The sequence below is a fragment of the Neobacillus fumarioli NBRC 102428 genome, assembly GCF_001591485.1.
Taxonomy (GTDB): domain Bacteria; phylum Bacillota; class Bacilli; order Bacillales; family Cytobacillaceae; genus Neobacillus; species Neobacillus fumarioli.
This window is the reverse complement of record NZ_BCUZ01000036.1, coordinates 1-24541: the sequence shown is the minus strand read 5'-3', so window position 1 is coordinate 24541 and position 24541 is coordinate 1. Positions and strand designations below refer to the sequence as shown.

The window sequence follows — 24541 nt, the reverse complement described above, 5'->3', positions numbered from 1 at the left end:
CAGCCCCTCCATATTTTAGCGTGTTTATTTTTTTTAAAATAACTAATTAGGAAGCTTTTGCTTTCCATCTTGTTCTTTTGAAAATAAGGTAGTGAGGCTCTTTAACGTATGCAGCCGTGCTGTTAACATGAATAATTCAGTATAGTTATTTTTCACATATTCATCAATAATATTTAGTCCTTGTTTAAATTGCTCAACGAGTATATAAGTATATTTTTCATCCCATGAAAACTGATTGATTCGATAAAGCTCATCTGCGATGATTTGAAATTTATATTCTTCTATCAAAAGCTTTATTTGATACAATTTGTCATGATTTGTATAAAAGCTGCTCCGATTTTCATAACTATGGCGAACATATTTAATAAAACTATTAATATTTTTAGCCAGCATATTCGCTTTTTGCATCCCAAAGTTCATTTGTTTCAACACCTCACGCTCAAAACTCTAATACTGTCTTAAGAAGAGTGTATGTTTTTGACATGGGATTATCACTTGATCAAACGAAAAGCATGCTAGAAACATAGAAAAAGGGGGAAGATCCCATCACCCCTTCAAATCATTTATCCATTTTCAAAGAAATTTCAACGTGTTTTTTTGTACGAAAACTTAAGAAAATGAAACCAAGAATCAATAACACAAACAAAATGATGCCAATGATCTCGAAATCCAGCTCGGCCCACGGGAAGAAAAAGGTAAAGGCTTCATAAATGGATACGCCATATGCCAAACAGACAATGATCCATCCCATTACTCTTGATGCCGTTTGTCCGATTTGATTTGAGTCGCTGATCATACGGAAAGCAAGAATTGAATCAATCGTATCTGTAATCATCATCCCCAACATAAAGATCATCCCCATAATGAATGGGAAATAACTTGCTGAATTTCCGGCTGCAATTGCCCACATCGAGGTTTGACTGACGGTATCCGCAGCGAGTGCGAATATGGCCCCAATTAAAACGACAAAAAATGGATTCGTCGTTTCCTGCACGATCCGCGGTAAGAACTTCCCTTTGATTCCACTCAACTGAAAACTTTCTGCTGTTGTTGATTTTGTCCGTAAAAGATTGTAAATATTTAATGTCCCGATGCTGAATAATGAAACAATGGATATCCAAGTTACTACAGTATTAACAAAATCAGGAATCTTAAAGTTCTTCATAAATATCCCAAGAATGACTGCGATGCATGTTACAACCAAACCATGTCCAAATGAAAATAAAGTGCCTACCCAACGGGCAATAGGACTGTTCATACGGATATTGTAACGTGTCAAACCATCAATACAGGCTAGATGATCCGCATCTAATCCATGTCTGAGCCCCAGCACAAACACTAGTAAAATTAATGAAATAGTTTCCATCTATCAGAATCTCCTCTCAGATTCTTTAACTTAGTTTTTGGTACAGCATAAGCAGCACCGCTTTCTTAGAATTCAATTCCTTTTACCGCTGGAATTCCTTCATTATAATAATGTTTAACGACCTTCATTTCCGTTACTAAATCAGCACAATTTATAATTTCTTCCTTTGCAGAACGTCCGGTTATTACTAGATGAATTTCCTTAGGACGGTCATGAATTAACTCCAGTACTTCCTTTAATGGAAGGACATCTTGAATTGGAAACGTATCAATAGCCAGAGCATTATTTAATTCGTCCAAGATCACTACATCATAACCGCCATGGAATACTTTTTCTTTCGCTAAAGTCCATCCGGCTTTTAATGCTTTCCGATGCTCCTCAGGTGTCTTGGTCCAAGTAAAGCCGGCACCTGTTTGGATTATTTCAATGCCCAACTTTTCAAAGGTGATTTTTTCCCCGTATGTCCTTTCAGGAGATTTAATAAATTGGATCATTAACACCTTTTTCCCTCTGCCTGCTGCTCGGACTGCAAGACCAAGTGCTGCAGTTGTTTTCCCTTTTCCATCCCCTGTATATACTAATGTTAGACCTCTTTGTTTTCTGCTGTTTAATACTTCTTCCATTCTGTTGTCACATCTCCTTAGCATCCGTTTACTCTTGTTTGAAATTCCTTCATTTTTTGTTCAATATAATCCACATTTACATGGCTTCGTATATGGTCTGCCAAGCGGTTAAAAGCTTCTTCCCGCAGTTGATTAAATGAAACCCTTGTCTGGATTGGAGCCATACCTTTTGCTTTGCGAAGCTGATTTAACAATTCCTTCCGAAATTCATCATTATGGAATATCCCATGAAAATATGTTCCGATTACTTTTTCGTCTGCGGTTTTACCGCCATCTAGTTTCTCTTTTGTTTCAATTAACCCTTCACACTCACCCGTTGTGATTGTTTCCCCCATATGAATCTCATAACCATTTACAGGAAAGCTTTTCCCATAAAGATGAAGAATTCCGGCTGATAATACCGTTGTTTTTTCTTTCGTAATGGTTGTCTGAATGGGCAGCAAGCGAAGTCCTTCTATCTTTTGATGCAAGGATTCGATCGCAAATGGATCTTGGACTTCCCTGCCAAGCATTTGATATCCACCGCATATGCCGAAAATTACAGATGTCTTCTTAGCATACATTTCAATTATTTTTTGGGCCAAGCCACTGTTTTTTAAAAAATAAAGGTCATCGATTGTATTTTTACTCCCCGGCAGAATGACTAAATCCGGCTGACCGAGCTGTTCGGGCCCTGTGATAAAACGGACATGGCAATCCGGTTCGAAAGAAAACGGATCCACATCGGTAAAATTGGATATTCTGGGGTATCGGATGACCGCAATATCCAGTTCTTTTTCGGAATTTGGAGCAGATGTATACTGCTGCAAAATAACAGAGTCCTCGGCATCAATATTCAAATTCTCCATATAAGGTATGACTCCTAGAACCTTCTTTCCGGTATATTCCTCAAACCAAGTTAAACCGGGTTCAAGCAGCTGTAAATCCCCCCGGAATTTGTTGATGATCACTCCGATCACTCGGTCGCGGTCTTCTGGTTCCAGCAGCTGTAGAGTGCCTACTAAACTGGCAAACACTCCTCCTTTTTCAATATCCCCTATCAATATGACAGGTGCATTAGCCATTCTTGCCACACGCATATTAACCAATTCCCGATCATTCAAGTTAATCTCGGCAGGGCTGCCGGCCCCTTCAATGACAAGCCTTTCATAGTTTTCAAAAAGAACCGAAAGAGATTCTTGTATAAGCCGGATGCCAGTTTGGAAAAATTCCTGGCGATAGGCACCAGCTTCCATGTTTTTATAAGGTTTTCCGTGAACAACAATCTGTGATTCATGATCACGGTTCGGCTTAATCAAAATCGGATTCATATCGGTTGTTGCCGTTATGCCAGCCGCTTCCGCCTGTACTCCTTGCGCTCTTCCGATTTCTTTCCTGTCAATGGTGATATATGAATTTAAAGCCATATTTTGCGATTTGAAAGGCGCTGTTTTATATCCGTCCTGGGCAAAAATCCGGCAAAATGCCGTAACAACAACACTTTTGCCGACATCAGAATTGGTTCCTTGAAACATGATAGGAAGCGCTTTAGCCATTTCCTCGAAACTCCTTACATTTTTTAATCCAATTTTCAACTAAGCCAGGACAAGAGCCAAAATGAAAATGGGTATAGCCAGCTACTAAATTATCATTCATATACCCCTCCTGTTTCATCCCGCGCATCCCTTTTGTTTGATAGGCATAGTGAATTTCTCCTTTTGAATGAAAAGTAGAATAGTGGAATTCATGACCGCGTGCTGTAAGGCCGCCGTTTAATAAAAAGTTCCCTTCTTCACCAGTGATTTCCCGGTATCCTAGGGCTGCCAGCTTGGATTGCATTTTCACTTTGCCGGGGATTATCCCTACCATCTCGTAGTTCTTTTCATCTGTTGTTTCCAGGTTTTCGTTTAAAAACATAAAACCGCCGCATTCAGCCAGAGTGGGTAAACCTTGTTCTATCGCTGAACGAATGGAATTTTTCACATTTTTGTTTTCTGCCAGCATTCCCGCAAATTCCTCTGGAAATCCTCCGCCAATATATAAGCCGTCCACATTGTCTGGTAATGTCTCCCCTTTTAAAGGAGAAAACTCAATTAGCTTGGCGCCGGCCGCTTCAAGCATGTCGAGATTCTCTTGATAATAAAAGTTAAAGGCAGCATCCCTAGCAACAGCGATGCGGACGATCTCCTTTTCACGTGTTTTAAACTGGGATTCTTTTATTTCCAAAGGGGGAGCATCAGCTAGCTTATATAGAGATTCTACATCTATCGTTTCAAGAACTTTAGTGCCAAGTTGATCAAAAAACGAATTCAAGTCACCACGTTCAACAGATGGAATCAGCCCTAAATGACGTTCCGGCATCGAAAGAACCTGATCCTTTTTCAAATACCCGAGTACCGGAATCCCGCACTCTTGTTCAATGGCTGTTTTAACGATTTTAAAATGTCCTTCACTGCCAACTCGATTGGCAATCACACCAACAATATTTGTTTCTTTAAGAAACTCTTGAAATCCCTTTACAATTGCGGCCGCGCTCCGTGCCATACTCGCACAATTGACCACAAGGATAACAGGGCTTTCTGTAATGATACTGATCTCTGCTGTTGAGCCGGTATTGTTTATTGGATTTTTTCCATCAAAAAATCCCATTACCCCTTCAATAATCGAAATATCCGCCCCGATACTTGCACGACAAACAATATCTTTCACCATCTCAGATTTTAGCATCCAGCTGTCAATATTTCTGGAAACCCTGCCCGTTACTGCGGTATGGTAAGTTGGATCAATATAATCCGGCCCACATTTAAAGCCCTGAACCACGTATCCTTTTTTCCTTAATGCTGACATCAACCCAACGGTCAATGTTGTTTTTCCGACTCCACTCCCTGTTCCGGCTATCAATATTCTTCTCCCTGACATGTTTTTCGCTCCCTTTTTTAAAATGAGATCACAGCGACTGAAATGGTCACATTCCCTGATTTCTTTTTGACAAGCTCCAATTTTTCAGCCCGGCTGTACAACCTTGCTGCCGGTTCACTGACACCATAGGCTCCTGTATATTTAAATACAGTTTCTGATGGCTCCTCAATTTTGATGGAATTTAATTCTTCTCGTGTATAATAAACAAACTCCCACTTATTTTTGACTGCAACCTCAATTAATCCTGCTTCATCTTTTTTTAAATCAATCGTGCAAAGGGCCTTGACGCTTTTTTTGGAAAAATGCAGCTCTGCAAGTGTTTCGTTAATCACCGCTTCTATTTCTTCAGAGGAAGTTCCCCGGTTACATCCGATCCCAAGGACAATCACCTTTGGCCTATATAAAACTCCCTTATGTAATATCTGTTTTTCCTCTTCTGATAAAATCCGATGGGTAATGACAAGGGCTGCATCCGGATGGGATTGCAGAGCTTTTTGAATCGAGTCATAAACCATAATATTTTTCGGGAGCGGCCGCTCATGCTGCCACCAATCTTTCTCCCCTGATTCTTGTATTATTGCAATCTTTTCCTCATTTACCACTGCTGCACTCACAGGTGTCAGCTTTTCTGGAGAGTCCCATACCCAGCCAAACCGTTTTCCAAACAAATCGACAGCAATGGTTTCCTGAACATCAGCAGCAGTGGTGATAACGGGTCGTGCCTTGATAGCGGCAGCTACTTCTTTTGTTAATTCATTGGCTCCCCCGATATGTCCTGATAGTGCACTGATTACATGGTCTCCCTTTTCGTCCACTACCACGACAGCGGGATCTGTTTTCTTATCCTTCAACAAAGGCGCTATTAAGCGAACAACAGCGCCAAGGGAAATAATAAAGATTAATCCCTTGTATGTATGAAATAGCGCGGGCAGCGCGAATCGAACATTTCCAGTAAATAGTTGAATGTTCTTAGCGGATTCATCCCCTTTTTCAAATTTACTAGGATAATAGATATCCGCATTATGAAAATAATGACCTATCTTACGGGCAAGTTCAGCACCATGCTTTGTAATGGCCACAACTGCATAATCACCCTTTGGCTGAATAACTATGCTCTTGCCTTCCTGCAACTCAATCACTAAATCTCTACCCCCCGTCTGAATCCATGCGTAAAAGTTTTATCATATAGCTTCGAACGATAGTTTTGTTCATGCATGTTTTCAGCCAGAGCCCATCCTGCCAAAATCATAGCCTGTTTCCGGATTCCATTCGCGCGCATTTCTTCATCCAAGCGTTCCAATGTGGTCCGGACGATTTTTTGATCAGGCCACGATGCCTTATAAACAACGGCTACAGGGGTCTCCTTGCTCCATCCTGCCTCCGTTAATTCCTTTACAAGTTTTTTTGTAAGGGTCGCACTTAAGAAAAGAGCAATTGTGCAATGATGTTTCGCCAAATCTGCTAGTTTTTCATATTCCGGTACCGGTGTTCTGCCCTCCGCTCTTGTTAAAATGACAGTTTGAGTTAAATCTGGAATTGTCAGCTCTGCTTGTGCCGCTGCAGCTGCTGCAAATACAGAACTGACTCCCGGAATAATTTCGACGTCAATTCCATTGTTTTTTAAAAGGGACATTTGCTCCATAATGGCACCAAATACAGCCGGATCTCCGGTATGGACGCGGGCAACCTTCTTGCCTGAGCGAATTCGGTCAACCATGATATCCACCATTTCTTCTAAATGCATACCGGCGGTTTTTATGATTTCAGCAGACGGCTTTGCTTTGTTCATTAAGTCTTCATTTACAAGAGAATCCGCATAAAGGATTACGTCTGCTTCTTTCAATACTTTGAGCCCCTTTACCGTAATTAAATCCGGATCTCCCGGGCCTGCTCCAATAATATAAAGCTTCATTTCCTCACCACCATCAATGTTAAATATTCAAGTTCGGCTCCATCCAGTTCTTCGACTCGCCAAATGATTTCTTCATCCGATGTTACCTTTGTGATAACGGAAGCTTTATGGAGCAAATCCAATTCACGCAATACTTTCAGCATTAAATCGATTACCTTTGCCACTTTGATAAAAATAACACAATCATTGTCTTCGATTACTTTTTTCATTGTTTCATAGTCATCTCTTGCAGGGACGATTGCCACATGCTCATCACCGTCCGCCAAAGGAATTCCCAATCTTGAAGCGGCCCCATTGATGGAAGAAATACCTGGGACTACTTCAATTGGAACTTCAGGATGCCTCTCTTGCATCAAGCGCATCATATGAATGAAGGTGCTGTATAGAAGAGGATCACCTTCTGTGACAAAAGCAACATCCTTTCCTTCCTGAAGCTTTTCCCATACCTTTTCCACTGTTTCGCTCCATTTTCTTCCCAATAAATTCTGATCTTTTGTCATCGGAAACACGAGACCAAGCAATTCCTTTTCGTTCGGCAGAAAATAAACATCAATAATCCGTTGGGCATAGCTTTTACTGCCTTTTTGTTTTTTTGGGTAGGCAATCACTGGTGATTCTTTTAATTTTCGAAAGGCTTTCACCGTGATCAGTTCCGGATCTCCCGGCCCAATCCCTAAACCGAATAATGTTCCGACCATTATAACTCTCCTTCCTTACGCCGAGCTTCAATGATGTAAACTGGATTTAACGCTTCCAGCCTTGTAAGATTTAAAATCGGTTTACTTCTTGAAATTTGGGCAAGCGTAATATTCGTTTGAAATCCCCGTTCCATAAAGGCATGAAGTGCTTCGGAGAGATTTTCGATTGTCGCTGCATTCAAAACAATGCGGCCGTTTCGACGTAAACGTCTGCAGCAAATATCCAAGATGCCCTCCATTCCGCCTGCTGTTCCCCCGATAAACACCGCATCTGGGTCTGGAAAGGTCTCTAAACCTTCCGGTGCTTTGCCGTGGACCAGTGTGGCATCGACACGAAACTTACGTAAATTTTGTTTGCAGTTTTCTATATCTCCTTCATTTTTTTCAATCGCAAAGATTTGCCCTTCCCTTGCTATTTTGGCTGCTTCAATTGCAACTGAACCTGTGCATGTTCCAATATCCCAAACAATACTGTCTACTTTTAAATGAAGAGCACTTAGACTTAACGTCCGGATCTCCTTTTTTGTTAACAGCCCTTTATCTGGTTTACGTTGACAAAATTCCTCATCCTCAATCCCAATGGTCCACATCGGGCTTTCATCGATTTTCTTTAAAATGACAATATTTAGTGGTGAAAACTCGGCATCCTTCATTTCTTCGAGGGAAAACCACCGGCATCGTTCGTTTTTGCCTCCAAGGTTCTCTCCAACAAACGCCCGATACTCAGTCATACCAAAGTTTAGCAAATATTGAGCAAGTTTGTTGGGCGAATTTTCCAAATCCGTTAAAATAGCAACTTTCTCTTTTCCGTCAATCCGTTGAGCAAGCCCTTTTAAACTTCTGCCATGTACACTTGCAAAATAAGCATCCTGCCATCTTTCTCCCATTTTGGCAAATGCCAATTGAACAGAGCTTAAAAAAGGATAAATTTCTAATCGTATTTTAGAAGATAAGTAGCTGCCGATTCCAAAAAACAAAGGATCTCCTGAAGCCAAAATGACGACATTTCTTGTCTCCGATCCCAAGCGTTCTACTAGAGAAGAAAGACCGCCCTCAATCACTACTGTTTCTCCCTGGTAATCAGGAAAGAACGATAGCTGACGCTTCCCCCCTATTAATATTTCACTTTCATAAATCCACTTTTCATAAAGGGGGAGCAGGCTTTGTTTTCCTTCATCCCCGATCCCAATCATTTTAATAGCCATCTTTTAGCATCGCCTTTCCTAAGAATTCCCCTTTTAACGTGTATAAAGTAGTGTCAACCGTAATTCCTCCCCCCACTTCCTTTAACGCATTGACGCAGCAAAAATGACATAACTGTTCAAAAAATGAGTTCAGCCCGTGTGCTGCGATCATGTCACCTACCTGTGAAGCCGTATTCGCATTTTTTATCGCTTCGACCAAATCAGAATCAGCACCAGCATTACCTGCAAGTCTAGCTAGAAACTGGAAATCAATAGAAGAATTATTGGCATGAACCATCATAATTCCCATGGCTACCTTTGAAAATTTACCCATCATTCCAACCATTGAGACTTTTTTTACCCCCTGCTTCTTGCACTGTTTAAGGGTGAAGCCGATAAAGTCTCCCATTTCGATAAAAGCTTCTTCAGGTAGTTCCGGATATTGCTTCATGGCATATTTTTCACTCCGTCCGCCTGTGGTGATGACAATATGTTCACATCCGCTCGCTCTCGCCACACTAATACCCTGAATGATACTGGCCTTATAGGCTGCTGTGGAAAAGGGAACAACGATTCCGCGAGTCCCAAGTATCGAAATTCCTCCAAGAATACCTAAACGACCATTCAGCGTTTTTTTGGCTATTTCTTCTCCATCTGGGACTGAAATAACAATTTTTATTCCTTTTTTTATGCCATATTCTTTTAAAACCCCTTCTGCGGTTTCACGGATCATTTTTCTAGGAACAGGGTTAATCGCTGCTTCACCGACAGGAATCGGCAAGCCTTCCTTCGTTACCCGGCCAACCCCGACACCCCCGTCAAGGATAATCCCCGGTTCATCCGTCCAAGAAACAGTTGAAACAATCAAGGCACCGTGAGTTGCATCTGGATCATCTCCACCATCTTTCATGATGCTTGCTGTTGCCATTTCTTTCGTAATCTCGCAACTCTCAATATGAAAGGTTACAAACCGTTTAATTGGTAAATAGATGGTGGATTCTGTTTGTGATTCACCGGTGATGAGTGCTGTCAATGCCGCCTTCGTCGCAGCAGTCGCACAGGATCCAGTTGTATACCCTTCACGAAGCTTTCCTTTTGGTACTTCCAGCATGTCTTACACCTGATCTGCTAAGATGGAAATGGCATTTAATGCGGCAACCGTAACTGTACTTCCGCCTTTCCTTCCAATATTGGTGATAAACGGAATATCAAGCTTTGCTAATTCTTCTTTTGATTCAGCAGCCGATACAAAGCCTACCGGCAAGCCAATAACAAGACCTGGTTTTGCTTCTCCTTCTTTAATAAGACGGATTAGTTCTAGCAGGGCAGTTGGTGCATTACCGATGGCAAAGATTCCGCCTTCGGCTTCTTTTACTGCTTTTCTCATAGAGATAATAGCCCTTGTAGTATTTAACCGTTTGGCTTCCTCGATCACATCTGGATCAGAAATGTAGACTTTGACCTCGCCGCCGTACTTTGCAATCCTTGCTTTATTTACTCCGCTTTGGATCATTTGAACATCCACAACCACTTGTTTCCCGTTGCGAATAGCACGTATACCAGATTGGATAGCATCAGGATGAAAGAGGACACTTTTCCCTAAATCAAAGTCTGCAGAGGCATGAATGATCCGCTGAACAATCGGATATTGTTCAGCCGTATATGAATGATCGCCAATTTCTTCATTAATAATTTCAAAACTTCTCCCTTCAATCTGCTGCGGCTGTACTGTGAATGGTTTAAATTCGGTACGAAAATCCATAATCTTACTCCCTTCTAAAATGAATAACGTTTTTAGATCGACAATGCAGGTCGAATTCTTTTATTTAACTCTTGAAGCACATCAGAAAAATGAAAATAAGCATTTCCATAATTTATATTTGGACGGCCAATCATAATAATCTCAATTCCCAGTTCCATTGCCGCCTCCACCTTTTCATCAACAGATCCAGCCTTTCCGCTTTCTTTTGTTATCATGACTGTTACACCAAATTGCTTATATAGTGCCTGGTTGAATTCTTTTGTAAACGGCCCTTGGATGGCAATAATATTTTTTTGCGGAAATCCTAACTGTTCGCATTTTTCCATATTATCTGCACGAGGCAGCATACGACAAATTAACCGGATATCTGGTTTTCCTAGTAATTTCTTCGTAAAAATCTGAAGTGTCTTGCTTCCGGTCGTCAGCATGACTACACCCTTTTTAGTTGCAGCAATCTCTGCTGCTTCTTCGTAGCTCTCAGTCACAATCATCTTGTCGTATTGGAAGGTTTGAGACTCCCGCTCGTAACGGATATAAGGAATACCAACTTGTTTAGCTGCATTCATTGCATTCTTGGATGCTTCTTCTGCAAATGGATGACTGGCATCAACAACTACTTGAACTTCTTTTACTTGTATCAAGCTGACCATTGCTGCTTCTGTTAATCTACCAGACTGCGCCTCAATCCCTGCCTCCCTTAACTCAGCTGCAGCATTTTCCGTTACGACTGTAGCCAGCAATTGGTAGCCTTGTTTCTTAATTTCTACTGCAAGTGCCCGAGCATCACTTGTTCCCGCTAATAGTAAAATCACTTTCAATCCCCTGCCTTTTACTACACATGTTCATGATGATGGTGGTGGTCATGTCCGTGGTGATGATGATGAACATGTTCCATTGCAGCGAACCGATATTGACATGTGTCACAGTTCATCTTTACCTCACCTTTCAATGCTTCTTCCACACGTTCGATTAGAATAGTTTGCAGCTTCGGATGATAACCGAAATACCCTGCCAATTTAAATTCCGTTGCTTCATATTGGTGTTGAAATGTTCTGACCATTTCTTCTAATCTTTTCATTAAAATTCCAGTGAACAAAAAGTATGGTAGGATGATAACTTTTTTTGCTCCGAGCTTTATACATCGCTCAACACCTTCGGCGGTCAAAGGATTTGTAACTCCCATGAAAGCTGGTTCGACAATTCTATAATTCGTTTTTTCCCAAAGTAATCTGGCAATCTTGTATAAATCACTATTCGCATCCGGATCACTGCCACCCCTTCCTAATAAAAGGACAGCTGTATCAGAATTAGTGTGATCCAGGTTTTCACCAATTTCTGTTAATCTAGATTTCAAGATTTCAAAGGTTTCTTCATGAACGCCTATTGGCCTGCCGTATGTAAACTGTACAAATGGATATTTTTTCTTTGCTTCATCTATCGCTGCCGGAATATGAATTTTGGAATGTCCCGCCTGTAAGAGCATAATCGGAATGACTGCAATATGGCTGGCACCTTGATCAACACAAGCATCAATTCCTTGATTGACGGTTGGCCTTTCAAATTCTAAAAAACAAGTCTGGACTATAAGACTATCATCCCAATTCTTTCTAATTGATTCTATAAACTGAAGGACTTGCTCATTTCCTTCATGATCTTTACTGCCATGACCAACAAATAGAATTGCTTTCAACCTAGTTCCTCTCCTTAAGTTAGTTGGATTATAAGTTCTCGCTTACTCCCCGCATATGGGAACTTCCATTTTTATTTTTGGGGTTATATCTTGATATTCAAATCCTTGAATCTTTTTAACACGTTTAAAGAATTTGTAGAAACGTTCATTTGGGTGGGCTTTCTCCTTGTATTCTTGAACGATCTTCTCAATTACCTCAATAATTTCCTCTGGTGGAATTCCTTCGGCCACTATTTGACCCGGATGCGCATTTCTTCCAGCTGTCTTGGCTCCTAAAAATAAATCAAAAGCTCCTTTACGGTAAACGATACCAATATCCTCTTTAACCGCTCCATAGCAGGCCATACCACAACCGTTCACTCCAAGCTTCAATTCTTTTGGAAGTTTCATTCCACCAAGCTTTTCGTAAAGTTTCTCTGCATATGGAATGGCATCCCTCTTTTCCCCGTCACAAAAATCACAGGCCTTAACGGTCAGAACATCCCCAACAGGCGATAAGACAAAGTTTGATTGTGTTAATTTTTTCACGATTTCGTGAGGATCTGATGTTACAATTTGCAATTTAATATAATGGTCCGGTGTGTATTCCAAGACACATTCTTCCCCTGCTATTTCAGAAAGGATCATCATTTGTTTCGCTGTAAATTTTTTATTTGTTACACCCGGGCTAACTGCAATTTCAAAAATCGATTGAAATTTTTGCTTCATCACTTGGGGAGCTGCTGCCTTTTCCCTAAGAACGATATTTAATGCCTCTTCTGCAAGCTCCCTTGAAGAATCTTTTCCAACTACAACGTCTATATTCATCGAAAATTCCAACTCTTCGGTTTGATCTAAAGCCCATGGTTCGGCCTCTCTTTGTAATCGCTGATGAGGCTTTAACGGCTGCACTTTCTCGGTTAAAGTATATTTTCTTTGATAGCCCCTTGGTGTAATCATTAGGCCATCATGCAAAAATGTGGAAGAGTTGCCGATAATAACTGTCGTTAACATGCCAATTTCATGCTCAAGCATATCCCTTAAACTAGTTAAAACTATATGCTGGCTGTCACGAAACGCGCTCTTAACCAATCCCACCGGGGTTTCAGGTGAACGATATTTTAAGAGAATTCTTTGTGCTTCCATGATCTGTTTTGTTCTTCTCCCGCTTTTAGGATTGTAAAGCGCAATGACAAAATCAGCCTGGGCTGCTGCCTCAATTCTTTTTTCGATTAAAGTCCACGGTGTTAAATGATCGCTTAAACTTATTGTACAAGCATCATGCATGATGGGTGCTCCCAATAACGCAGCACAGGAGTTGATTGCCGATATTCCCGGTATCACCTCAACTTCCACCCCTGTGTCTCTCTTCCATCCTTTCTCTATTAAAACCTCGTACACAAGACCTGCCATTCCGTAGACACCTGCGTCACCACTAGAAATTACCGCTACTTTCTTACCCAGTTCAGCTTGTTTTACCGCTTCTTGGGCCCTGCTTACTTCTTCTGTCATTCCCGTGCTGATAATTTGTTTCCCTGTGATGAGCCCCTTAATTAATTCAATATAGGTTTTATAGCCAATAATGATGTCACTTTCTTGTATGGCTTCTTTAGCGCGTTCTGTAATATGCTTTTCATAACCCGGTCCAAAGCCGATTACCAGCAATTTTCCTTTCATGGTTCTTGCCCCTTCCTGATCCAAAACAATAAAATATGAAGAAAAAGCACCCCTATGAACATAGGGGTGCTTGGAGTAAATACACATTATACAAGTTATAATGTTTTCCGGCACTTCCACCTATAATCCCGTAGGTTTCATGAAGCATTAGGTTATAGGCAGGTCTCCTGACTCAGGTTCATCGTTTCATTGCGTCTTCCCGAACAGTTTCAGTGACTTTTTGCAATGAACTCCCCAATACAGTGGCGGGTACCGTGACGGATTGTAACCGTCTTCCCTTTTAAGCGCATAGTAAACTTATATGCGCACCTATCCTAATCATTATTCAAATTTATATGAATCTAAATCAAAGCATATTTAATCTTTCTGATGCTACCGTTATATTCCATACTAGTAGAGAATAGAAAATATATCAAGTTTAAAAAAATAAAAAAACTACAAAAATTGAAATCTACAATTTATAAATTGTTGTATATCTAAGCTTCCACGCTCTTTTGGGTTTCACACCGGACTAAACTGAGTCTCTCTTTTGCCGCAACATATTCTTTATATAACTTATCAACGAATTTTCCTGCACCAGTAATCTCTTGAATGACGCCAATTCCTTGACCGCTTCCCCAGATCTCCTTCCACGCTTTTGGCTTTGCACTGCCATCCGCAAAATTCATCTTGGATGGATCACTTTCCGGCAAGTTATCCGGATCCAGACCTGCAGCAAGGATTGATGATGCAAGATAGTTTCCATGGACACCTGTGAACAGATTACTATAAACGATATCATCCGACGTACTTTCAACGATGGCTTGTTTATATTCATCAACAGCATTCGCTTCGTGCGTCGCAATAAAAGGAGAGCCGATATAGGCAAAATCCGCTCCCATGGCTTGTGCAGCTAATATAGCGCCTCCTGTCGCAATTGAACCGGCCAAAGCGAGTGGGCCGTCAAACCAATCACGGATTTCCTGAACTAATGCAAATGGACTCTTAGTTCCTGCATGACCGCCGGCTCCTGCAGCGACGGCGATCAAGCCATCAGCCCCTTTATCTATAGCCTTGTGGGCAAACTTGTTATTGATCACGTCATGTAAAACTATTCCTCCATAACTATGTATTTCAGAATTTACCTCCTCCCGCGCCCCCAAAGATGTAATAATGATTGGAACTTTATACTTTTTACACAACTCCACATCATGTTCAAGCCGATCATTGGACTTGTGGACAATTTGATTAATGGCAAACGGTGCTGCCGGCCGCTCCGGATTCCGTGCATTGTATGCTGCCAGCTCCTCTGTAATTTCCGCCAGCCATTCATCAAGTAATGAGGCAGGTCTGGCATTCAAAGCTGGCATCGACCCGACAATCCCTGCTTTGCATTGGGCAATGACTAGCTTAGGATTACTAATAATAAACATCGGGGAACCAATGACAGGAATACGCAATCCTTTCAATATAGTTGGGATGTTTGGCATTTTTTAATTCCTCCAATCATTAAATTAGTTATCAAACGAGAGATCATTATTATATTTCGACACAGGAGGCTGAAATCCTTTTGGGCTTTTGTGATTAATTACAATATTGCGATAATTTTTAAAAATATTAAGTATAAAACTCCCTTTCAAATTAGAATACTCACCAATCGGAAAGCAGGACTGTAAACATGGAAAATATTAGAGAACATCTTTTTTGAGGGTACCTTTAATCAGCTTGATCTCCCCACTTTTAGGGATTAATTCGCTGATATTTTCATAACGCTCTCCTTTTTCATGTACCTTGTCTTCTACTATATATTCCTTAAAAGAACACCGAAATAGTTTTCGTTCAACTCTTCCTCTTTCACCAATCAAATTGAACCAATTCTGTCCGATATAGAAAGGATTCATCAGCTTTTTATCAATAATTGCAGAAATGCAGTCACTTTCTTTTCCTGGTTCAAATTTTGTTTTCGAAGAGAGGGCAAGAATAAAATAATTTGTAAACTTATCTAATTCAAGTAACTGAAGATAGTACTTGCCTTGCTGCTTTTCATTGAATTCCTTCAAGACGGTTTTGATACTTTTTTCAATATCAATTTCATATTTATTGGCCTCTCTCCAATTCGCTATCCGTGAATTAAAGATGGAAAGTGTCAGTATATAATGAGCAGCGTATTTTTTTGGATCATATTCTTCTTTACCAACTTTTGTTTCATCTTCCGGTACAACAATAAATTTTTTATAATCAGCAAAAAAATTTTCGTTCATATCGTATACCTTCTTTCATTTCTTGATGGGTTGGATGAATTAAATCAAAAGCTTTTAGCTTAACGTTAGAGAATGGTCAGCCAAGAAGATAAATCCAAAAGCATCCATCGTAATCTTAGGAACAACCAAGATAATTGGTGTTGGTTATATATTACTTTATCATACCTAAAATTCCTGCTTATTCTTCCAAAAATCCACATTTTTCACGGTAATTGATTAGAAAGTCCCATTATTTCTCAAGAAGATTGTCGGAAAAAATTTCAAATATTTGCTTATTTATTCAATATGAAATTTTGAATCGGTGAAATATATTTGTTTTTTAAAAAAACCTTAAATGAATCATTTTATAAAGATAATTTTGTATGAAATTGACTCTACTTGGGAATATTCCCCATATGGATACTAAAATAGGGGGAGATTATTATTTTAAATAATGATCAATTGAGGGGAAGGGCCCATGAGTTTGCTCTAACTCAAGAATTGTCTTCCACCGGCAAGGTTGCAATACATTTTTGGCGGTCTTTTAAAAGGGATATTGATTTCCTTCATGAATTCGCAAAACATTTACAGATCGGCAATGTGGATTGCAAACAGCCATCGGAGGATTGGCTATTGGACCACATTAACTTTATAGAGACACAAGTTCAAGTACTATTTCGAGAATTACCTACAGCAACATTAAAGAAGCTGCCCAAATTGAAATCTATCGGGCTGCCGAGAGTCTTTGCTGTGTGTGATGATTATCTCGATCATGTAGATGGACATTATGACGTACATTCACTTGAAAATTACATAATGGCTTTTCAGGAAGTTTCTGTTCTAAAAGATTTGGAATGTTGGATATTGCTCAGTGCCATGCGAGTCATGATTATTCGCCGTTTGGCTAAAGCGATGCGGGAAGTAAAAAAACGGCATGAGGCATGCCACTTGATTAAATCGTTAATAAAGCAAATTGGCTCCAAAAAAATGTCCGATTCCAATATACGTGCATTACTGGAAGAACAAACACGCAAAAAGCCTTTGGATCCAGTTGAAGTCGTGCATTTCATCCAACATTTAAGTGAATGGGAACCAAATGTTCGGATTATTCATGACTGGCTGGCGACTTATGTTGACACCAGTGAATCCACGCTTGAACAAATGGTTTCACTTGAACATCAACTGCAAACAGAGCTACAAGTGACATGCGGCAATTTAGTGAAAAGTTTGCACCATCTGGAGCGTATCCCATGGCGGCTAACTTTTAGCAAAATTTCTTATATTGAAAAGATACTTCTATCCGATCCAACTAAAGATTATAAACGTTTGGATTTAGCAAGCCGTGATTTACTTCGCGAACGCGTCGTAAAGATTGCCCGCCAGCTGAATGTTCCAGAAACATTAGTCGCACAAACCTCCATCAATCTGGCAAAGTCGTGTATGGAGGAACCGGGTGATACAAAATTACTTCCAAGGGAAGCTTGCCTTTCCTATTATTTACTAGATCCGCATGGAATTACGAATTTAAGATCGGAATTAAGCAAATTGGCCCGCCCGAGGGCACTGCCACAGCTTTCTATTCGGCGGCATCCATCTTTTACTTATTTCTTAAGCTTTGTCTTATTATTTGTTGGTTTCATGCTGCTTGGCGGGAACTGGATCATAAATGGAACATGGGTTCGGCCGATATCTTGGCTTGCGATTTTTGCAGCCCTTTTTTTTCCTGTAAGCGAATGGGCTATCACCATTCTTCATGAAGCCATTTGTAAGTGCTGCCGTCCGACTCCTCTCCTGCGCTATGATTTTTCAGAAAAATTACCCGAGGATGCTCGGACGATCGTTGTCATGCCGGTTATTTGGTCGAGTACGGAAGAAGTGGATGATGTTGTTAATAGGCTTTTAGTTCACTACCTGGCTAACCGGCAGGAAAACCTACATTTTGGCATATTGGCAGATTTTAATGATGCAAGTGCTGAGACCCTACAGGATGATGAAAAAATTATCACCCATGCCTTAAAGCGAACTGACGAATTACGTAACAAGTATGGAAACGACAAGTTTCTCTTGTTTCACAGGTCGCGTCTGTATAATTCAGTTGATCAAGTCTATATGGGGTGGGAGCGCAAAAGAGGGAAGCTGGTCGAATTTGTTGAGCTTCTTTCCGGCAGTACCGATACCAGTTTTACAACCATTCATGGAGATCTAACAATTCTTTCAAAAATTCGATATATATTTACAGCTGATCACGATACACAACTTCCGATCGGTGTTGTGGGACGCTTAGCAGGGACTATTCATTACCCATACAACAGGCCGCGCCTTAATGAGGATGAAACACGCGTCATAGAAGGATTCGGTGTCTTACAACCCCGCATTGGCGTTAGTTTTGAATCTACCCAAAAGTCGCGATTTGCCGCACTTTGGGCTGGGGAGCCAGGGATTGATCCATATGCCTTTGCTGTTTCGAATGTTTATCAGGACCTCTTTGGCCACGCGATTTTCGCGGGGAAAGGCATATTTGATGTAGACGCATTTCGGAAAACCCTTGCAAACCGAATCCCTGACCATTCAGTTTTGAGTCACGATTTACTTGAAGGAGGATTCTTGCGCGCAGGGCTAACTTCTGATATTGAAGTAGTTGAATCCTATCCAAGCACACTTTACTCGTACGAGCGGCGTGCCCATCGATGGATACGTGGAGACTGGCAGCTCCTCAAATGGTTAGGAACTAGCTGCATAGACCGTCATGGAGAAAGCAGAGGTATTGCCTTATGCGGATTAACCCGGTGGCAAATCATCGATAATTTGCGCAGGAGCTTGCTGCCACCAGTCTACCTATTCGTTTCCCTTCTTGGGCTGTTTGCTCTTCCAGGAAGAACCTGGGTATGGGAAACCATTGTGGCTTTAACGATTTTTCTTCCTTTTTTACGTGCAGTTGTTTTAGCAATTTTCACCGGTAGGTTTAATCGTGCGATAAGTGTAAGTTTCATGCAATGTATTGTACAACTCATTACACTGCCATTTTCTGCTGTTCTTTCGATAGACGCCATTTTCCGGACACTCTACCGAATGTTTATAAGCGGCCGCAATTTACTAGAGTGGGTCCCTGCAGCAAAGACAGAAAAAGCTTCTAAAGAGCTTGTTTTCATGTTTGAACCGGCTGGTTATATGATTGCTGTTTTATTTGCTTTTATCGCCTGGCTATCCGGTGATATGGTTAACCGAATCATCGGTGTTGTTGCCTTCATCATGTGGTTCATATCCCGGCCAATCATCATGCAATTGAATAGACCGCAAAAAACTGCTAAACGCCAATGGCTGGAAGATTCCCGTTCAGAACTTCGGGAATTAGCGTCCCAAATCTGGACATTTTATGATCGATATGTAACAGAAGAAGAATCATGGCTGCCGCCCGATAATGTGCAATACCACCCTAAAGAGATCATTGCACATCGGACATCGCCAACTAACATTGGTTTATATTTAGCATGTGTGATTGCCGCACGCGATCTGGATTTCATCGATACCTCTGAAATGATAAAACGTATTGAATCAACGATGAAAACAATTACGAAAATGGAGAAATGGAATGGGCATTTACTAAACTGGTATGATACTACAACAGCTGCACCCTTATTTCCTAAATATGTTTCAACTGTTGATTCCGGCAACCTCGTCGCCTACTTAATGGTCGTCCGTCAAGGATTGATTGCGTGGGGTAAACGAGAAGCTGCTTTCCAGTCTCATATGAAAAGAATCATTTCAGACATTGACGAGCTTATTGAGCAGACGAATTTTAAATCTCTATACAACCCAGATGAACGTTTGTTCACTTTAGGATACCATGTCGATTCAAATCAAAAAGACACGATTCTTTATGATTTATTGGCATCAGAGGCAAGACAGGCAAGCTTTGTTGCGATTGCTTTAGGACAAATTCCGGTTTCACATTGGTTCTCATTGGCACGGACAATGACTCTGTCCGGAAAATACAAAACATTGTTATCTTGGTCAGGTACAATGTTTGAGTATTTAATGCCCAGTTTGATTATGCGTACGTATAAAAATACGATATGGGATACGACTTATCAGGGCGTAGTTCGTCTCCAGCAAAAGTACACTGATCAATACCACGTGCCTTTTGGTATATCAGAAAGCGGGTACTATGCTTTCGACTATCAAATGAACTATCAGTATCGGGCTTTTGGTGTTCCTGGACTCGGACTTGACCGTGGTTTGGAACAAAACTTAGTTGTTGCTCCATATGCAACAATTATGGCCCTTCCCTATGCAGGCGAGGCTGGACTTTCGGCATTGAAAAAGTTTGATGACTTACGTGCTAAGGGAGAGTTTGGGTACTACGAGGCAGTAGATTTTACTTCACAAAGGCTTACACATGGGGATCGATATCAGATTGTTAAGAGTTATATGGCTCATCATCAAGGAATGAGCATGCTGACTCTGTGCAATTTATTGGCAGATGATATTATGATTCATCGCTTCCATTCCGATCCACGTGTATGCACAACAGATTTGCTTTTACAGGAACGCATCCCTGATAAAGCAGCCATTATCGAAGAACCTATTGGTCTTCATGCAAAGTTCGATTCTTTCGATGAGCATTTTGACAATTTGGAGCGAACATATACTGAAACGAGTATCATACCGGCAGTTAATGTATTGTCAAACGGTCGAATGACAAGCATTCATACACATAATGGTACAGGGATGCTTGCATGGAACGGAATTTCTGTCACTAGGTGGCGGGAAGATCCAGTTGTTGATACATCTGGCATGATAATTTATATCCATGAATTACATACCGAAGAGTCATGGAGTGTGTCCAGATTTCCTTGCCATAAAATTCAGGATTCAAAAGCTGTCTTCCGTCTAGATAAAACTTCGTATGAAGGAGAATATGATGGTATTTCAGCTAAGCTAGAAATAACGGTGCCACCGAATGTTGATGCCGAGATTCGCAGACTTCAATTAGAAAACAACAGCAACAAGGAACGTATCTTGGAGATCACTACGTTTCTGGAATTAGCAATGGCACCTGCTTCAGCGGTTAATGCGCATCCGGCGTTTAATAAGTTATTTATCGAAACTAGCCACGATGCAGCATCACAATGCTTACTTGCAAAAAGACGTCCAAGAGAAGATGAAGAGAAAGAAACATGGGCTGTGCATTCGATCTACGTTGACAGTATTGAAACTAGAGATTATGAATTTGAAACAGATCGTGCCAAATTTATAGGACGAGGGTTTTCACTAGAGGAACCAAAGGCCATCTTCTCGCCCCTGCGCGGTTTAACGGGTTCTGTTGTGGACCCGGCGTTTGTCATGAGACGCCGGATCCAATTGGCACCACGTGAATCAGTAACAGCCTATATCATAACAGGTATTGCAGAAAGCCGTGAACAAGCCCTGGACATTGTTCACCAGCTACGGGAGCCAAAGCAGGCAGATCGAGCGTTTCATTTGGCTTTGGTACGTTCGCAAATTGATCTCAGGGCTCTTCATTTAACACCGGAACAGGCTGAGTCCGCCCATCTCTTGGCTGGAAGACTTCTATTCACCCCGCCGCTTTCGTCTATACGGCAGAAAGCAATTGAGCATAATCGTTTAGGCCAATCAGCCCTATGGTCTCACGGTATAAGCGGGGATGTACCAATTGTGTTAGTTAGTATCCAGCATTTGGCCGATTTACCGTTCGTTGTTTTATTGGCTCAGCAGCATCAGTATTTATGCAAGCTGGGATTAGACATCGATTTGGTGGTGCTTGATGAGACGGTTGGAGGGTATCAAGACCAGCTCATCAATCGACTGCGGGATCACCTGGCTGCCCGCGGAATCGTTGAAATGAAACGGATTATTAATTTAAAAGCATCGCAACTTGACGAGCATGTACGTACCCTCCTAAAAGCAGTTGCGCGTGTTATCTTAAGGGCTGGAGGACCGAGCCTAAAGGCTCAACTGCGGATCGATGACATTGGAATAAAACCAATATTGCGACAGCCTGCTCCCGTGAGAAAAATTAGTTCACAACTGCCGTTATCGGATACTGCCTCTGTAGGAGAATTTTTTAACGGATGGGGTGGTTTCGTCGATGATGGCCAGGCCTATCAAGTAATCGTAAAAAACGGTTCCTATCTTCCAAGACCTTGGAGTAATATCATTGCAAATCCTCAGTTTGGTTGTTTAATGACGGATTTCGGTACAGGATATAGTTGGTGGCATAATTCACGTGAGTGTAAGCTTACCCCATGGACCAATGATCCTGTTTTGGATGAACCGGGAGAGTGCCTCTATTTACAGGATCTAGAGACTGGACAGATATGGTCAGCTGCTCCGAAACCGGCAGGAGACAAGTTTACTTATAAAGTGACCCATGGAAAAGGATTTAGCCGATTTGAACAACTAGATGGCAAAATTATCCATACAATGGATATAATTGTTCCATTGAACGATCCACTTAAACTGATCAAATTGCATATACGAAATAAAAGTAATGAAAAAAAACAAATTTCTATTACGTATTATGCTGAATGGGTTCTTGGAGTTTCTCGTGAAACGCAGGCTCCGTTCATTGTAACAGAATGGGACAAAAAACATAAGGCATTAACTGCGCGAAATGCCTATCAAGAAACATTTCGTGATGCCACAGGCTTTATGACTCTTTTCTCACCAACATCTAAGGACGGGGCAAAACTCAGTTTTTCTTGGACTGGTGACAGGGCAGAATTTATTGGAATTGGGGGTTCATTGGAATCTCCTGCAGCACTTTTGGAAAAGCAACTGTCCAATCATACAGGAACATTTGCCAATACATGCGGGGCTATTCAAACCGTTGTAGAAATTCTGCCGGGGGATGAATCTACGGTCAATATTTTGTTAGGCTGTGCAGCTTCAAAACATGAGGTATTTTCGCTTATTAAACAATATAGCAGCCCTACTGCCTTCGACGAAACGCTGACAAGTGTTACCGATTACTGGCGGGATGTTCTTGGGCATGTACAAGTTAAAACGCCAGATCGGGCAATGGATATTATGATGAATGGCTGGTTGTTGTATCAGGCACTTGCATGCCGTTTATGGGCAAGGACCGCTTTTTACCAAGCCGGCGGTGCATTTGGCTTCCGCGATCAGCTTCAGGATTCCCTTGCTTTCTTACATGCAGACCCTTCCATTACAAGGAAGCAAATACTCATAAACGCTGCACATCAATATGAGGAAGGAGATGTACAGCATTGGTGGCATGAAGAAACACATAAAGGGATCCGGACGAAATTTTCAGATGACCTGCTCTGGCTTCCATATACGGTATCCCGTTATATCGAACAGACCGGTGATTACAGTATTCTTAAAGAGCATGTTCCCTTCATAAAAAGTGATGTTCTGAAAGAGGGGGAATTAGAACGTTACGAAGATACAGTCGTGTCTGAAGAACAAGGTTCCCTATTAGAACACTGTCTGCGAGCCATTCGCCATTCTCTAAAATTCGGGGAACATGGCATCCCGCTAATGGGCATTGGTGATTGGAACGATGGGATGAGCCGCATCGGAGCAAAAGGGCGCGGCGAAAGTGTCTGGCTAGGATGGTTCCTTTTAGATATTCTTAAACGGTTTACCGAACTTGGCGAAGGTTTCCTTTCTTCCGTGGAAATCGAACAATTTGAGAAAATTACACAGAACTTGGAAAAGAACCTTAACCACAATGCTTGGGACGGTTCTTGGTTCCGTCGGGCCTTTACAGATGCCGGTACTTGGATTGGGTCGAGTCAAAACACAGAATGCCGAATTGATGCGATTGCTCAGTCATGGTCCGTAATTTCGCAGGGAACATCTGCGGACAGGCAAGCGCGGGCGATGGCTTCGTTTGACCGGGAACTTGTCGATCGGGATTTAAACCTTGCGAAATTATTAACGAAACCTTTTGATCAAACGAAACCTAGCCCGGGATATATCCAAGGATATCCTCCTGGAATTCGTGAAAACGGCGGGCAATATACACACGGGGTTATATGGGGAATTGTTGCTTGGGCAATGTTAGACCGCCGAGATAAAGCATTTGAATTATTTTCAATGCTGAACCCAATCACACATACACGTACTTTCCGTGATGTACAAATATATGAAAATGAACCGTATGTTATGTCAGCTGATGTATATACTGCAGCTCCACATCAAGGCCGAGCCGGATGGTCATGGTACACGGGGGCTGCCGGATGGATGTACCAAGCAGGTTTGGAATATGTCCTGGGAGTAAAACTTCGGAGAGATCAGCTTTATATTCAGCCTTGTGTACCTTCTGATTGGAATTCGTTCACGATCGACTATCGCTACGGCAAAACAACTTATTCTCTAAAGGTCTACTGTAAACAGGAATATGGAGTTCCAGTTAAATGGATTGTGGATGGAAAGGATGCCGAGAGCCAGCCGTACTTAAAACTTGTTGATGACGGAAAGGGTCACCAAGTAGAAGTTCATCTGGGGCTTGAGCGTTCCAGTACTGTAGGTTAAGACAATGGAG

The 24541-nt window shown here is 41.4% G+C and carries 17 protein-coding genes and 1 riboswitch; of the genes, 1 reads left to right on the top strand and 16 read right to left on the bottom strand.

Going from position 1 to position 24541, the window contains the following annotated elements; all coding sequences use genetic code 11:
- Nucleotides 1-42: 42 nt before the first annotated feature.
- From BFU02S_RS07965 to BFU02S_RS07890, 16 genes are all read right to left on the bottom strand, one after another.
- Nucleotides 43-420 (bottom strand): hypothetical protein, encoded by a 378-nt coding sequence (locus BFU02S_RS07965; RefSeq protein ID WP_066368892.1) that lies wholly within the window; start codon nt 418-420, stop codon nt 43-45.
- A 139-nt stretch (nt 421-559) separates the two neighbouring features.
- Nucleotides 560-1366 (bottom strand): HoxN/HupN/NixA family nickel/cobalt transporter, encoded by an 807-nt coding sequence (locus tag BFU02S_RS07960; RefSeq protein WP_066368890.1) that lies wholly within the window; start codon nt 1364-1366, stop codon nt 560-562.
- A 65-nt stretch (nt 1367-1431) separates the two neighbouring features.
- On the bottom strand, nt 1432-1989 hold the full coding sequence (gene cobO / locus BFU02S_RS07955; protein WP_066368888.1) for a cob(I)yrinic acid a,c-diamide adenosyltransferase: 558 nt from the start codon (nt 1987-1989) through the stop codon (nt 1432-1434).
- A 17-nt stretch (nt 1990-2006) separates the two neighbouring features.
- Nucleotides 2007-3524: a cobyric acid synthase gene (locus BFU02S_RS07950; RefSeq protein WP_066368880.1), complete on the bottom strand. Its 1518-nt coding sequence runs from the start codon at nt 3522-3524 to the stop codon at nt 2007-2009.
- Complete coding sequence (locus BFU02S_RS07945; protein ID WP_066368879.1) at nt 3517-4887, bottom strand: cobyrinic acid a,c-diamide synthase CobB; 1371 nt, start codon at nt 4885-4887, stop codon at nt 3517-3519. Before BFU02S_RS07945 ends, BFU02S_RS07950 begins: the two co-directional genes overlap by 8 nt.
- Before the next feature lie 17 nt (nt 4888-4904).
- Nucleotides 4905-6026, bottom strand: a complete 1122-nt coding sequence (locus tag BFU02S_RS07940) for a cobalt-precorrin 5A hydrolase (RefSeq protein WP_066368878.1) — start codon at nt 6024-6026, stop codon at nt 4905-4907.
- Nucleotides 6026-6799, bottom strand: coding sequence for a precorrin-4 C(11)-methyltransferase (gene cobM, locus BFU02S_RS07935; RefSeq protein WP_066368876.1), 774 nt, complete (start codon nt 6797-6799; stop codon nt 6026-6028). The genes BFU02S_RS07940 and cobM overlap by 1 nt, the downstream gene beginning before the upstream one ends.
- A complete protein-coding gene (cobI, locus tag BFU02S_RS07930) occupies nt 6796-7497 on the bottom strand; it encodes a precorrin-2 C(20)-methyltransferase (protein WP_066368873.1) in 702 nt (233 codons plus the stop codon). The genes cobM and cobI overlap by 4 nt, the downstream gene beginning before the upstream one ends.
- Nucleotides 7497-8702, bottom strand: coding sequence for a bifunctional cobalt-precorrin-7 (C(5))-methyltransferase/cobalt-precorrin-6B (C(15))-methyltransferase (locus tag BFU02S_RS07925; protein WP_066368871.1), 1206 nt, complete (start codon nt 8700-8702; stop codon nt 7497-7499). The genes cobI and BFU02S_RS07925 overlap by 1 nt, the downstream gene beginning before the upstream one ends.
- Nucleotides 8692-9792, bottom strand: coding sequence for a cobalt-precorrin-5B (C(1))-methyltransferase (locus BFU02S_RS07920; protein ID WP_066368869.1), 1101 nt, complete (start codon nt 9790-9792; stop codon nt 8692-8694). The genes BFU02S_RS07925 and BFU02S_RS07920 overlap by 11 nt, the downstream gene beginning before the upstream one ends.
- Nucleotides 9793-9795: 3 nt before the next feature.
- On the bottom strand, nt 9796-10443 hold the full coding sequence (locus BFU02S_RS07915; RefSeq protein ID WP_066368866.1) for a precorrin-8X methylmutase: 648 nt from the start codon (nt 10441-10443) through the stop codon (nt 9796-9798).
- Between the two features lie 32 nt (nt 10444-10475).
- Nucleotides 10476-11255, bottom strand: coding sequence for a precorrin-6A reductase (gene cobK, locus BFU02S_RS07910; RefSeq protein ID WP_066368864.1), 780 nt, complete (start codon nt 11253-11255; stop codon nt 10476-10478).
- 20 nt (nt 11256-11275) lie between these two features.
- A complete protein-coding gene (locus BFU02S_RS07905) occupies nt 11276-12133 on the bottom strand; it encodes a sirohydrochlorin chelatase (RefSeq protein WP_066368862.1) in 858 nt (285 codons plus the stop codon).
- A 42-nt stretch (nt 12134-12175) separates the two neighbouring features.
- The gene (gene cobJ / locus BFU02S_RS07900) at nt 12176-13789 is read right to left on the bottom strand and encodes a precorrin-3B C(17)-methyltransferase (RefSeq protein WP_066368894.1); all 1614 of its coding nucleotides are present in this window, start codon (nt 13787-13789) and stop codon (nt 12176-12178) included.
- Between the two features lie 140 nt (nt 13790-13929).
- Nucleotides 13930-14115: riboswitch (cobalamin riboswitch) on the bottom strand.
- Nucleotides 14116-14265: 150 nt separating this feature from the next.
- The gene (locus BFU02S_RS07895; protein ID WP_066368859.1) at nt 14266-15258 is read right to left on the bottom strand and encodes an NAD(P)H-dependent flavin oxidoreductase; all 993 of its coding nucleotides are present in this window, start codon (nt 15256-15258) and stop codon (nt 14266-14268) included.
- A 198-nt stretch (nt 15259-15456) separates the two neighbouring features.
- Nucleotides 15457-16029 carry a hypothetical protein gene (locus BFU02S_RS07890; RefSeq protein WP_066368858.1) on the bottom strand — a complete coding sequence of 191 codons (573 nt, stop codon included), beginning with the start codon at nt 16027-16029 and terminating at the stop codon, nt 15457-15459.
- A gap of 612 nt (nt 16030-16641) precedes the next feature.
- Here BFU02S_RS07890 and BFU02S_RS07885 point away from each other — a divergent pair.
- Nucleotides 16642-24531 carry a glycoside hydrolase family 94 protein gene (locus BFU02S_RS07885; RefSeq protein WP_235842010.1) on the top strand — a complete coding sequence of 2630 codons (7890 nt, stop codon included), beginning with the start codon at nt 16642-16644 and terminating at the stop codon, nt 24529-24531.
- Nucleotides 24532-24541 lie beyond the last annotated feature (10 nt).